The sequence below is a fragment of the Nonomuraea sp. NPDC050451 genome, assembly GCF_044458585.1.
In genome coordinates, this window is record NZ_JBITHZ010000003.1 from 755,847 (window position 1) to 768,281 (window position 12,435).

Annotated in this window: 13 protein-coding genes; 5 read left to right on the top strand and 8 right to left on the bottom strand. The window is 69.6% G+C overall.

Annotation, left to right across the window (positions count from 1 at the left end):
- Positions 1-5 precede the first annotated feature (5 nt).
- The 4 genes from efeU to ACIBI9_RS14840 all read right to left on the bottom strand — a co-directional run bounded on the left by efeU (position 6) and on the right by ACIBI9_RS14840 (position 4,058).
- A complete protein-coding gene (gene efeU / locus ACIBI9_RS14825) occupies positions 6-839 on the bottom strand; it encodes an iron uptake transporter permease EfeU (RefSeq protein ID WP_397222548.1) in 834 nt (277 codons plus the stop codon).
- 137 nt (positions 840-976) lie between these two features.
- Positions 977-1,819: a carbohydrate ABC transporter permease gene (locus tag ACIBI9_RS14830; RefSeq protein ID WP_394502472.1), complete on the bottom strand. Its 843-nt coding sequence runs from the start codon at positions 1,817-1,819 to the stop codon at positions 977-979.
- On the bottom strand, positions 1,816-2,775 hold the full coding sequence (locus ACIBI9_RS14835; RefSeq protein ID WP_397222549.1) for a carbohydrate ABC transporter permease: 960 nt from the start codon (positions 2,773-2,775) through the stop codon (positions 1,816-1,818). Before ACIBI9_RS14835 ends, ACIBI9_RS14830 begins: the two co-directional genes overlap by 4 nt.
- The gene (locus ACIBI9_RS14840) at positions 2,772-4,058 is read right to left on the bottom strand and encodes an extracellular solute-binding protein (RefSeq protein WP_397222551.1); all 1,287 of its coding nucleotides are present in this window, start codon (positions 4,056-4,058) and stop codon (positions 2,772-2,774) included. The genes ACIBI9_RS14835 and ACIBI9_RS14840 overlap by 4 nt, the downstream gene beginning before the upstream one ends.
- Positions 4,059-4,279: 221 nt before the next feature.
- Here ACIBI9_RS14840 and ACIBI9_RS14845 point away from each other — a divergent pair, with 221 nt between their 5' ends.
- On the top strand, positions 4,280-5,290 hold the full coding sequence (locus ACIBI9_RS14845; protein ID WP_397222552.1) for a LacI family DNA-binding transcriptional regulator: 1,011 nt from the start codon (positions 4,280-4,282) through the stop codon (positions 5,288-5,290).
- Positions 5,291-5,469: 179 nt separating this feature from the next.
- On the opposite strand, the gene ACIBI9_RS14850 is transcribed toward ACIBI9_RS14845, so the two are convergent.
- Complete coding sequence (locus ACIBI9_RS14850) at positions 5,470-6,036, bottom strand: TetR family transcriptional regulator (RefSeq protein WP_397222553.1); 567 nt, start codon at positions 6,034-6,036, stop codon at positions 5,470-5,472.
- A gap of 89 nt (positions 6,037-6,125) precedes the next feature.
- On the opposite strand from ACIBI9_RS14850, the gene ACIBI9_RS14855 reads away from it, so the two are divergent.
- The 3 genes from ACIBI9_RS14855 to ACIBI9_RS14865 all read left to right on the top strand — a co-directional run bounded on the left by ACIBI9_RS14855 (position 6,126) and on the right by ACIBI9_RS14865 (position 8,547).
- Entirely contained in the window at positions 6,126-6,968 is an 843-nt protein-coding gene (locus tag ACIBI9_RS14855; protein WP_397222554.1) for an SDR family NAD(P)-dependent oxidoreductase, read from the top strand.
- 177 nt (positions 6,969-7,145) lie between these two features.
- Complete coding sequence (locus ACIBI9_RS14860; RefSeq protein ID WP_397222555.1) at positions 7,146-7,889, top strand: dienelactone hydrolase family protein; 744 nt, start codon at positions 7,146-7,148, stop codon at positions 7,887-7,889.
- A gap of 199 nt (positions 7,890-8,088) precedes the next feature.
- The gene (locus ACIBI9_RS14865; protein ID WP_397222556.1) at positions 8,089-8,547 is read left to right on the top strand and encodes a hypothetical protein; all 459 of its coding nucleotides are present in this window, start codon (positions 8,089-8,091) and stop codon (positions 8,545-8,547) included.
- A 352-nt stretch (positions 8,548-8,899) separates the two neighbouring features.
- Here the strand turns inward: ACIBI9_RS14865 and ACIBI9_RS14870 are convergent, their stop codons facing one another.
- From ACIBI9_RS14870 to ACIBI9_RS14880, 3 genes are read right to left on the bottom strand one after another with little or no spacing between them, the layout of a single operon-like run.
- Positions 8,900-9,607, bottom strand: a complete 708-nt coding sequence (locus tag ACIBI9_RS14870; protein ID WP_397222557.1) for a hypothetical protein — start codon at positions 9,605-9,607, stop codon at positions 8,900-8,902.
- A gap of 18 nt (positions 9,608-9,625) precedes the next feature.
- Positions 9,626-10,666 carry an alpha/beta hydrolase gene (locus ACIBI9_RS14875; RefSeq protein ID WP_397222558.1) on the bottom strand — a complete coding sequence of 347 codons (1,041 nt, stop codon included), beginning with the start codon at positions 10,664-10,666 and terminating at the stop codon, positions 9,626-9,628.
- 11 nt (positions 10,667-10,677) lie between these two features.
- Positions 10,678-11,892 carry an amidohydrolase family protein gene (locus ACIBI9_RS14880; RefSeq protein ID WP_397222559.1) on the bottom strand — a complete coding sequence of 405 codons (1,215 nt, stop codon included), beginning with the start codon at positions 11,890-11,892 and terminating at the stop codon, positions 10,678-10,680.
- Positions 11,893-11,989: 97 nt separating this feature from the next.
- Here ACIBI9_RS14880 and ACIBI9_RS14885 point away from each other — a divergent pair, with 97 nt between their 5' ends.
- A complete protein-coding gene (locus tag ACIBI9_RS14885; protein ID WP_397222560.1) occupies positions 11,990-12,433 on the top strand; it encodes an SRPBCC domain-containing protein in 444 nt (147 codons plus the stop codon).
- Positions 12,434-12,435: the final 2 nt, after the last annotated feature.

Below are 12,435 nucleotides of genomic sequence, written 5' to 3' on the forward strand. Positions count from 1 at the left end.
CCTGTTCAGGCCGCGGAGGAAGCGGGCGACGGCGTGGACTTCACCCGCGTGTTGCGCAGGAAGAAGAAGAGGGTGGGGACGAGGTAGCAGGCCCAGGCGATGACCTCGGCGACGCTGGGCTGGGGGGTGATGTTCAGCATGCCCTGCAGCAGGGTGCCGTACCAGGAGTCGGCGGGGATGACACTGCTGATGTCGAAGGCGTACGTGCTCAGGCCCGGCAGGATGTTGGCCTCCTGCAGGTCGTGCACGCCGTACTTGAAGATGCCGGCGGCCACGAGGATCAGCAGCAGGCCCGTCCAGGTGAAGAACTTGGTGAGGTTGATCTTCACGGCGCTGCGGTAGAGGCCCCAGCCGATGAGTACGGACGTGAGCAGCCCCAGGCTGATGCCGATGAGCGGCTCCGGCGTGGTGACGGCGCCCTGCACGGAGGCGAAGAACAGGATCGCCGTCTCCAGCCCCTCGCGGGCGACGGCGAGGAACGCCATCACGACCACCGCGATCGAGCCCAGTTCCAGCGCTTCGGAGAGCTTGCCCCGCAGCTCGCCGGAGAGCGCGCGGGCCGCCCGACGCATCCAGAAGATCATCCAGGTGACGAACACGACGGCGAGCAGCGAGGTGATCGCGTCGAACAGTTCCTGCCCCGTGTGCCCCAGGTGGGCGGCGGTGAACGTCAGCAGTGCCCCGAACCCCACGGACAGCGCGACGGCCGCGCCCACTCCCGTCCAGACCTGCGGGAGCTTGTCCTTGCGGTCACTCTTGACCAGGAATGCGACCAGGACTGAGACGACGAGTGCCGCCTCGAGACCTTCACGCAGTCCGATGAGGTAACTGGCGAACACCGTTACTCCCGTTTGCTGAGGTTTTGCTTGGCATTCCCTGAGGAAAGGCTTACCTAAATTAGGGCAGGCGAAGCATACCTAGCGCAAGAGCTGGAAGCGACAGTGTGCGGCGAGTCACGTCCGCAGGTGGCAGGTGATCACCCCTTCGTCGCGCCCGCGGTGAGGCCGCCGACCAGGTGACGTTCCGCGACGGCGTAGAACCCGAGCGCGGGCACCATGGCCAGGACCAGATAGGCCAGGATGCGGGCGGTGTCGGAGGCATACTGGCCCTGGAACTGCTGGATGCCCAATGGCAGCGTCCAGCTCGACTCCTCGGTGAAGACCACGAGCGGGAGCATGAAGTTGTTCCAGCTCCCCACGATGGCCAGCACCGAGACGGTGGCGATGGCCGGCCTGGCCATCGGCAGCAGGATCCGCCAGAAGAACCCGAACGGACTGCAGCCGTCGATGATGGCCGCCTCCTCGATCTCGCCCGGGATGCCGCGGAAGAATCCGCGCAGAATGATGATCGTCAGCGGCAGCCCGAAGGCCGCCTGCGTCAGGATCACGCCGAGCGGGTTGCCCAGCAGCCCGAACGTGCGCAGCAGCACGAAGATCGGCAGGATGGCCACCGCGAACGGGAACATCAGGCCGGCCGTGAACAGCGTGAAGAACAGCTCCCTGCCGCGGAAGGCGAACCTGGCGAAGACGAATCCCGCCAGCGCCGACACCCCGACGGTCAGCACGGTCGTCACGACCGCGATGAACGTGCTGTTCCACAGCTGCAGCCAGAACGAGCCGGAGCCGATCACGTCGGTGTAGTTCTCCGTGGCCCAGGTGTTGGGCAGTCCGAGCGGGTTGGTGGACAGCTCGCTGGTGGACTTGAAGCCGCCGATCAGCGCGTACACCACCGGGATGATGATGAACAGGCCGACGACCCACGCGACCAGGTGCAGCGGCAGGGTGTTGCGCCGCGGCGAGGACTTCTTCCGATGGATCATCGGCGCTCTCCCATCGAGGTGGTCGCGCCCTCCAGGTCGCGGCGCATCACGAACCGCTGGTAGACGAGGGCGAAGACGAGGCTGAGCGCGAACATCACCACGCTGATCGCGCTGGCGTAGCCGACCTGGGAGCGCTTGAAGCCCCAGTCCATCATCGTGACGGCCATCGTCTCGGACGAGTGCGACGGCCCGCCCTGGGTGAGGATCCACACCAGGTCGAAGAGCTGGATCGTGTAGATGACGGACAGGAAGACGCTGATCCGGATCGTGGGCCCGAGCAGCGGCAGCGTGATGTGCCGGAAGGTCTTCCAGCTCGTGGCCCCGTCGATCTGGGCGGCCTCGATGAGCTCGTTCGGGATGCTCTGCCGCCCCGCGAGATAGATCATCATGTGGAAGCCGAAATATTTCCACATCATCACCAGGAAGAGCGACGGCATCACGGTGTCGGGATCGGCCAGCCACTCCGAGTCGAACCCGAACACCGACAGGAGCTGGTTCGCCATGCCGGACTCGGGCGAGAGGATCAGCGAGAACAGCACGCCGGTGATGACCTCGGAGAGCACGTACGGCGCGAAGAACACCACCCGGTACAGCGCCCGCCCGCGGATGCGCTGGTTCAGCAGCATCGCGATGGCCAGCGAGAACGGGAGCTGCACGCAGACCGACAGCAGCACGAGGACCAGCAGGTGCCACAGGTCCTGGCCGAAAATTTCGGTGCCGAAAAGCCGGGTGAAGTTGTCGAGCCCGATGAAGTTGGTCGGCAGGCCGCCGAAGCCGTTCCATTTGAAGACGCTGGCGTAGAACGCCACGAGGATGGGTGCGACGACCAGCAGCAGGAAGAGGACCAGGGCGGGGAGCAGGAACAGGGCGATTGTCACCCAGAGGCCGCGCCGCCTGGCGGCAGGGGCGGGGGCCGGAGGCGCGACCGCCTCCGGCCCCTTGAGGAGGGTCGTCATCCTTCGCTCTTGGCCACTTCGGTGATGGCCTTGCCGACTTCCTCCGGTGTCTTCGTACCGGCGATGAGCTCGGCCACGCTGTCGTTGACCTGCTGGCCGACGGCGGGCGGGTAGGCCTGGTCGAGGTAGAGCTGGTAGCCGCCGGCCGCGGCCAGCGCGGTCGCCACCTGCTTGAGGTTGGGGTCCTTGACCGCGCTTTCCTCGCCCTTGAGCACCGGCAGCACGCCGCCGGCCTCCACGGCCTTGGAGTGGTTGCCCAGCTCGGTCATGAACTTCACGAACTGCACGGCCTCCGCGGGGGCGTCCGCGCCCACGGCCAGGCCGCCGCCACCGCCGAACGCGTCGGAGATCGAGCCCTTGCCGCCCTCGACCGCGGGGAAGGGGAAGAAGCCCAGGTCGTCGCCGAGGCCCTTGCCGGCGTCCTTCTGCACGGCGGGCGCCCACTGCCCCATCAGCTCCATGGCGGCCTTGCCGTTCGCCACGGTGGCCGCCTGGCCGTCCGGGGTGCCGTACCCCGCGCCGAGGAAGCCCTTCTGGAACGGCTGCAAGTCTGCCAGCGCCTTGACCTGCTGTCCGGCGGCCACGAAGTCGGGCTTGGTGAAGTCGTGGTCGACGGCCGCCTGCTTGAGCGCGTCGAGGCCGGCGATGCGCATGGCGAGGTAGGCCCAGTAGTAGTGGCCCGGCCACTTCTCCTTGCCGGCCAGGGCGATCGGCGTGACGCCTGCCGTCTTGAGCTTCTTGACGTCCTCGAGGAACGCCGACCACGTGGCGGGCGGCTGCGTGATGCCGGCTTTGGCGAAGAGTTTCTTGTTGTACCAGAAGCCGACCAGGCCGATGTCGGTGGGGAGCCCGTACGTCTTGCCGTCGACCTGGTACGCGCCCAGCGTGGCCGGCGTGAAGTTGGGCAGGACGTCGGCGACGTCGGCGGAGATGTCCTTGACCAGCCCGGCGTCGATCTGCTGTTTGAGCACGCCGCCGCCCCACGTGGCGAACAGGTCGGGAGCCTTGCCCGACTGCGTGATCGTGGTCAGCTTGGCCTTGTACGCGTCGTTCTCCAGGACGGTCGCCTTGATGGTGACGTTGGGATGCTTGGCCTCGAACTCCTTGGCCCGCTGCGCCCAGAGGGACTTGAGCGGCTCCGTGGTCGACAGGTGCCACCATTCAAGAGTGACCTTGGCGGCCGGGCCGCTCTGCTGGGGGGCCGTGCTGCTGCCTCCACCGCCCCCACCGCCGCAGCCGGTTATGAGCACTGCGGTCGCGATCAACACCAGACTGCGTTTCATCAGGGGTCCTTCCTCAGACTGGCTCGGCCTGCCGTACGGACCCCTGCACGTGATTTGCGGGACTCAGCGTGACTCATGGGGCACGGTACGGCGTACCGCGCGAAAGTTTCTTTAGTTCCCCGATAGTTTCGCTGCCTGGATCGTAAGTAAACGCTGCGTAAAGCGTCAACACCTTGAGTGGGAGCGATCCCAAACCGAAACTTTCGGATACACTCCCGAACGTGTCAGCGAAGCGGCGGGTGACGATCGCACTGATCGCGGAAGAGGCCGGGGTCTCCATTCCGACGGTGTCCAAGGTCATCAACGGACGTCCAGAGGTCGCTCCGGCGACCCGCCATCGAGTCGAACGACTCCTGCAGGAACACGGCTACCAGCGGCGCATCAGTCAGGACGACACCCCGGCCGGCCTGGTCGACCTGGTCTTCGCCGAGATCGAGTCGCCGTGGGCCATGGAGATCGTGCGCGGCGCGGAGGGCGCGGCCCACGAGGCCGGGGCCAGCGTGGTCATCTCCGTCCTGCACACCCATGCCGGACCGGGCCGCGACTGGCTCGAACGCCTGGCCGCCCGCCGTACCGACGGCGTGGTCATCGTCGCCTCGCGCCTGTCCACCGGCATCCAGGCCCAGCTCAGCGCGCGCTCGCTCCCGTTCGCCGTGGTCGACCCGGAGGGCGAGCCCGCTCCCGGCGTCGTCTCGGTCGGGGCCACCAACTGGAACGGCGGCCTGGCCGCCACCCGCCACCTGCTCGAACTCGGCCACCGGCGCATCGGCATGATCAGCGGCCCCACGGACATGCTGTGCAGCCAGGCCCGCGTGGACGGCTACCGCGCGGCCCTGGAGACGGCCGGGGCGCCGATCGAGCCCGAGCTGATCCGCCGCGGCACGTTCCTGGTGGAGTCGGGCCACGACGAGGGCCACGCCCTGCTCTCCCTGGACGCGCCCCCGACGGCGATCTTCGCCGGGAGCGACCTGATGGCCTTCGGCGTGTTCGAGGCGGCCCGCCAGCGGGGCCTTCGCGTCCCCGAGGACCTGAGCGTGGTGGGCTTCGACGACCTTCCCCTGTCCAAGTCGGCCTGGCCACCCCTGACGACGGTACGCCAGCCGCTGCAGGAGATGGCCGCCCTGGCCACCCGCACGGTCCTGGCGATGGGCCGCGGCGAGGCTCCGGAGACCAAGCGGGTCGAACTGGCAACAGAACTCATCGTCCGCGAAAGCACAGCCCGCCACGAGTAGGCATCCGGGTAGGTGGGCCGAGCTCACCCACCCGTCGCCCATCTGGGCGGTGGGCCTGCTGGACCCCACCCCGAGCGGTAGTCCGTCGCAAAGCCCGATCCACTTCGCGGCCGTGCAACGGCGACGCCGACACCCGCGTGGTGAACTGCGATGAAGTCGCGCAGGGCCCAGTGCCCGGCTCAGCTGCTCAAAGCCGCGACCAGCCGTGCGACCAGCGCGCGCGTCTCCTCGAAGGAGGCGTCGCTCAGGGCGGGGCTGCCGATCAGCGAGCGCATCACACCCATGCCGAGCAGGAGCGCGCCCACCAGCTCGGCCCGCAGGGCGGGGTTCTCGCCGCCCATCCGCTCGGCGAAGTCGGGCAGGTAGCCCTCGCAGATCTGCGTACGCAACCGGTCGCGGATGGCCGGGCGGCCCGCGGAGCGCAGCATCACCAGAAGCGGGTGCTCGCCGGCGAACTGCTCCCAGTCGGCGAAGACGACATCGTGCAGCAGCTGGTCGGTGATGTGGGTGAGCGGACGTGCCGGATCGTCCGTGAGGCCGGCCGGGATCTCCACGCGTACGGCCTCCTCGTGGAGTTGCTCCTTCGAGCCGAAGTAGCGGAAGACCAGCGCCGGATCGACACCCACGTCGGCCGCGATTTCGCGCACGCCGGTGCCGTCGTAGCCCTGGCGGGCGAAGCGCAGGCGGGCGGCGTCGAGCAGCTTGGCGCGGGTGGCGGCTTTGTCGCGGCGTTTCGGCTGGTCCATCAAATCATCATAAGTCATCACTCGTTGACTTAACTAGTCGCCGGGCCTAGCATCCTTGTCACCGACCGATGACTTAGAGGGGCTCGGGAATGCGTACATACGTGATCACTGGCGGCACGGACGGCATGGGCAAGGGCCTGGGGCTGCATTTCCTGCGGCGTGGGGACCGCGTGATCGCCGTGGCCAGCGGGGAAGGCAAGGGGCGGGCCTTCCTCGCCGAGGCGCACCGGCTCGGTGCCGAGGGCAGGGCCGTGTTTCTGCGGGCCGACCTGAGCACCGTCGCGGGAATGCGGCAGGTGGTCGAGGAGGTGACGGCGACGGCCGAGGCCGTGGACGGGCTGGTGTTCGCAGCCCAGCGTTTCCGCCCCGAGCGCGAAGAGACGGCGGACGGGCTGGAGTTCACCTTCGCACTCGCATACCTGAGCCGCTTCGTGATCGGCCACGGCCTGATGGATCACCTCGAACGCGCGGCGGCGCCCGTCGTGCTGAACATCGCCGGGCCCGGCGGCCTGCCGGGCCGCATCAACTGGGACGACCTCCAATGGCGCGACGGTTACACGGGGATGCGGGCGGCGATGCAGTCCTCGCGCTGCAACGACCTGCTGGGAGCCGGTTTCCCCGCTCGCCACCCGGCCGCCCGCACGCGTTATGTCCTCTACAACCCCGGCTTCGTGAACACGGGCATGGCCGATCCGCTGCCGCAGCCCAAGCGGGCCGTCACCAAGGCCCTCGCCCGGCTCTTCGCGATGCCGGTCGGCAAGGCGATCGAGCCGATCGCCGCGCTGCTGGACGCCGCGCCGGGACCCGCCGTCACCGCCTACCTGCGCGGCAAGCCGTTGCCGCTGTCCGGCAAGGATTTCGACCCGGTGGCCGCGGCCCGCCTCGACCGCGTGACGACGGACCTGCTTGGACAGATCACCGCAAACCGGTAACGCAGTAAGACGCAAGTGAGCGTACTCCATCACCGCGCCTGTGATACCTTCGGCGGCGCCGTGCATCGCTGCGAGCTCAAGGAGGTGAGACCGATCAACGCTGTGACAGGTCGGGGCTCCCTCCCGCGCATGGTCTAGGGAGCGCCGCAAAAGGCATCCCGAAAGGCTTGAAACGCTGTGCGCTTCACCTCTCAGACGTCGTCGAACGGCGTCACCGAACAGCTCTTCACGCTCGACGAAACCCTCGGCGAGATCCCCGGTGTGCTGTGGACGCCGGAAGACGCCCCCGGCGCTCGTCCCCTGATCCTGATGGGACACGGCGGCGGGCAACACAAGAAGGCGCCCGGCATCCTGGCCCGCGCGCATCAGTTCGTCGCCGAGGGCGGGTTCGCGGTCGCCGCGATCGACGCGCCCAACCACGGTGAGCGGCCGAAGAGCGAGGAGTTCGGCCGGATCGCAACCGAGATCCGGGCCAGTGTGGCCGCCGGCGAGGATGCGGCCGCGCTGGTCGTCGCCATGCACGACCTCGGGGCCGGGCAGGCCGTCGCGGAATGGCAGGCGGTCCTCACCGCGATCCAGCAGCTCGACCACGTCGGCGCAGGTCCGGTGGGTTATTGGGGGATGTCGATGGGATGCGGGCTCGGTGTCCCGTTCGTCGCCGCGGAACCCCGGGTCCGGGCCGCGGTGCTGGGCCTGCTCGGGGCTACCGCGCTGGCCGAGACCGCGACGCGGATCACCGTGCCGGTGCGGTTCCTGCTGCAGTGGGATGACGAACGGGTTCCGCGGGCCGAGGGCCTGGCGTTGTTCGACGCCTTCGCTTCGGCCGAGAAGACGCTGCACGCCAATCCCGGCAAGCACGGAGATCTGCCGCGGTTCGAGACGGACAGCTCGCTGCGGTTCTTCGCCCGGCATCTGGGCTGACACCCGTTCGTAGTCCTTGACGTGCCGGCCTGGATCCGTTCCCGGCCGGCGCGTTCGCGCCAGACCAATAGCGGCGTTGCCGATCGCCGCCCCCTTGCCGAGGGCACGGAAGACGGCGACAGACTGATGAAAGCGTGGCGAAAGACCCTCCCGCCAAACTGTTCGGGTGCATGACTGGCGGCCGATATCGCGTATCGCCTTGGTGTCGCTCGGGGGTTTCACGCTGGGAGCGCTCGTGGCGTTCGGCGTGCTCGCGGTCCAGGCCGCCGGCGTCGCCGGCGCGGAGTCTCGCGCCACGGCCAGGGCCGCGGCGACGGTCCAGTACATCGACTTCGACGACCGGGGCGTTCCGGAGATGTTCTACCTGGACTGGTCCGACGGCAGGAACGATCACCAGACGATGATCCAGGCCGACTCCGAACATTTCGTCCAGGGCTCGGTGCTTCCCATCCGCTACGACCCGGCAGAGCCCGGCGGTCTGGTGTTCCCCGCGGAGCATGAGGACGTGCCCCTCCTGGGGACATGCTCAGGCGGGCTCCGTTCGTCGTCGTGGGGGTCTACGGGCTCGGGCTCGTTCTGGTGCTGGGCCGGTTTCTGCTCAACCGCCGGGCGGCGTCGGCAGCCGAGGTGCGGTGGCAGGCCCGGCGACTGGTCCTGACGTACGGCAGGAAGGGGGTCCGCTGGTTCAGCCCGTACCTGGAGCTCGTCCCCGAGCGCGGGGCGAGGCCGTACTACCAGCGTGTCCACTGGGATCCGGCCTTCGACGAGAGGGCGGAGGGCCTGAAGGCGCAGGTGCGGATCGGGGGAGGGCCGTTCCGGCGAGCGGTCGTGATCACCCCGGACGGCACGCGGCTGTGGCCGGCGGGGCGGCTCCGGCGGCGCACGCCAATGGGCTGGCAGGAGTCGGACAGGCCGTTGGGGAAACCGTACTGGCACGGGCCGAGCTGGGTGCTGGTCGTGTCGATCTCGGGGGTGACCGCCGCCGGGCTGCTCCAACTCGACGCGCTGCTCTACCTGGTGCCGGTCCTGGCCCTGCTCGCGGGGCTGGTCTGCCTCATGTGGGGCTGGTACGGAGGCCGGCCCCTGTATCGCTCACCCGGGTATCCGCCGGGAGTCGAGCCCCGGCGCGGGCCGCCGCAGAATCCGCGCGGATCGAGCCCTCGCCGCGGCCGCAGGAAGAAGACACCCCCACAGAACAGGTGACATCTCAGCGGAAGTCGCCTGCCGCGATCGCCGGCCGCCAGCAGGCCGGCGGCGACATGCCGCCCCACGCTGCCCTCGGGCGAGAGCGGGTCGTCGCCGAAGATGTCCCGGACGAACTGCGGCATCGTGATCGGCGCGAACACCACCGCATGGGCGACCAGCAGCGCGAACGCCGGATCGACCCGATCGGTGACCTCCCCGGCCACCTGCCGCCCGCGCATCCGCTCCAGCGATTCGGCCATCCGGGCGCGTTGTGCCTGCGCGTACCGCTGTTCCTCGTCGGCGAACGGGCAGTCGCCCAGCGCCTGCCACACCACCAGCCGCGCCCATTCCGGGTCGTCGAGCGTGCGGTCCAGCTGGGCCCCGACCGACTCCGCGAACGAGGTGGAGGAGGCGCCGGACGAAGCCTCGTCCACCTGGCGCCGCCGCCGCAGCTCCTCCAGCAGGCCCTGCTCCCGCGTCAGCTCCGCCGCCTCGCCGCGCTCCTCAGGGCGCGGCGCCCTCCGTGCCGCCATGTGAGGGACGGTAGGGCATCAATCATTTGAGAAGGGGGTCAGGCGGCGGGACAGCCAGGCCAGGGCGAGCGGGTAGCGGTACTCGATGGCGCCGTGGCCGGCGTCGAAGAGCTCAAAGTAGACGTTCTCGTCCTTGACGCCCGCCTCCTCCAGCGCCCGCCGGAACGCCACCGCCCCGAAGTCCAGGAAGTACTCGTCCCTGCTCCCGGCGTCCACCCAGATCGCCCGCATCGAGCGCAGGGCCTCGGCGTGCCGCGGAGCCATCAGCACGGGATCACAGGACAGCCAGCGCTCCCACACCTGCGGCACGATGGCGCCCGTGTCGTCGAAGGGCACGCGTACGGTCCCGTCGAGGTCCGCGGAGTAGGCGGCCGAGTACGCGTACATCTCCAGCAGTTCCAGGTCCCCCTCCTTGGTCCCGGCCAGGCGGCCGCGGAAGTCGGCGAGGAACGTGTCGTACGAGCCGTCGTACATGTCCCGCAGCCTGCGCGCCACCTCGGGGAACGACCTGCGCGCGCTCACCTCGAACAGCGCGTCACCGGCGTGCGTGGCCAGCGCGCCGAACACGTCGGGCGCCAGCATCGCGGTGACCATGGCCCCGTAGCCGCCGCTCGACTTGCCGGTGACCGCCCGGTGGTCGCGGTCGGCGATCGTGCGGTAGCGGGCGTCCACCCACGGCACGACCTCGTCGCGCAGGTAGGAGTGGTAGCGCCCGGTGCCGGGGGAGTCGAGGAACTGGCTGCCGCCGAGCGAGGTCCACGCGTCCACGTACACGACGATCGCGGGCAGGGCCTCCCCGGAGGCGAAGACGGCGTCCGCGAGCTCCGGGTACGGCTGGCGGAACGGAGCCCGGTTCAGCCACATGGCGACGTGGCCGGTGTAGCCGAGCAGCACGTAGATCGAGGGGTAGCGGCGGGAAGGGTCGTCGTCGTAGCCCGGAGGGACGTACACCATGATCGGGCGCTCGTGCGGATCCCCCAGGGGATTGCCGCGCAGCAGGGCGCTGTCGACGACGTCGTGGTCGAGACGGCCGGCCAGTTCGGCGGACCAGGGCAGCATGAGGAATCCTCTCAGCCGACGGACGAGATCACCGTGTCGATGTCCGCCTGCGTGACGGCACGACCGGAGACCAGGACGAGTGCGAGATTGCGCAGGTCGGCCAGGCGTTCGAGCGGATCGCCCTTGACCGCGATCAGGTCGGCCCGCTTGCCCGCCTCCAGGCTGCCGGTCAGCCCGCCCACCCCGCAGGCGTCGGCGGCGCGCACCGTCGCCATCTCGATGATCTCCGCGTGGCCGAACCCGGCCTCCGCGAACACCTCCAGGCCGGCGACGTACCCGTCGGTCTCGTTGGCGATGCCGCCGTTGGTGAACCCGGCGTCGGTCCCCGCGATGAGCCGGATCCCGGCCTCCCTCATGGCGGCCACCCCGTGCAGCCAGGCGTCGATCATCTCGGGCCCGTAGACCTCGCGCATCCGCCAGAACACGCCGTGCACCGTCGGGCACACGTACGTGCCGCCGGCCGCGACGAGGTCGGCCAGCTCGGCGTCGTAGTCGTGCCCCGACGGGCCGAAGAACGTGCAGTGCTCTACGGTCGTGACGCCCGCCTCGACGGAGCTGCGGATCGAGGCGTGCGCGTGGGCGTGGGCGGCGACCCCCTTGCCGCGCGACGCGGCCTCCTCCACGACGACCCTGAGCTGCTCGGTGCCGTACTGGGGGACCCAGCTCGGCGGCGCGCCCGGCGTCATCAGGCCGCCGGAGGCCATCACCTTCAGGCAGTCGGCGCCCGCCCGGAGGTTCTCCCTGGCGACGCGGCGGATGGCGGGCTCGTCGTCGGCCTCGCCGCCCATGTACCAGCAGTGGCCGCCGGTGATCGTGATGGGCCGGGTGGCGGCCACGATGTGCGGGCCGACCGTGAGGCCCTCCTCGATCGCGTCGCGCAGGGCCAGGTCGAGGAAGCCGCGCGAGCCCAGGTCGCGGGCGGTGGTGACGCCGGCGGAGACGAGCTTGCGCGCGTTCTCGGCCATGCGTAACAGCAGGTGCTGGTCGCTCTCGGAGCTGCGCCGGGTCACCGGGTCGACCTTCGCGTCGAACCCCAGGTGCACGTGCGCGTCGATCAGCCCGGGCAGCACCGTGTGGCCCGGCAGGTCGAGGACCTCGGCGGCGTCGCCCCCGCTGCCGCGCGGTCCCACGGAGACGATCCGGTCGCCGTCGACGAGGACCTCGCCGTCGGCGATCACCTCTCCGGGCCGGCCGGTGAGCACTCTGGCGGCGCGAACGATCCTCATACGGCCAGCCTGCCACGCGCCTTAAGGCCACGAGAAGGAGATCTGAAGCGCGCCCTGCGACCTTGGAGCCATCGAACAAACGAGAAAGGACACGACGATGACCCAGACCGCCGAGTACGAGATCACCTGCCTCTTCGACGCCCCCCGCGAGCAGGTGTGGGCCGCCTGGACCGAGCCGGAGCGCTTCTCGCAGTGGTTCGGGCCGCGGATGTTCAGCACGCCGGTCGGCCGGATCACCCTGGACGCCCGCCCCGGCGGCAGCTGGCGGGCCACGCTGGTGGGCGAGGAGGGGTTCGAGGCGACGCTGGACGGCACCTACCGCGAGGTGGCGGAGCCGCAGCGGCTGGTGTTCACCACGGGCGACCCGGACAACCCGGGCGAGGGGCCGGCGTCGGTGGTCACGATCGACTTCACCGAGGCGGGCGGCAAGACGGGGATGCGCTTCCACCAGTACGGCGTCAACACCGACCCCGCGCACGCCGAGCAGGCCAAGGCGGGCTGGATCGAGTTCTTCGACCGGCTGGCCGAGCACCTTGCCTAGCC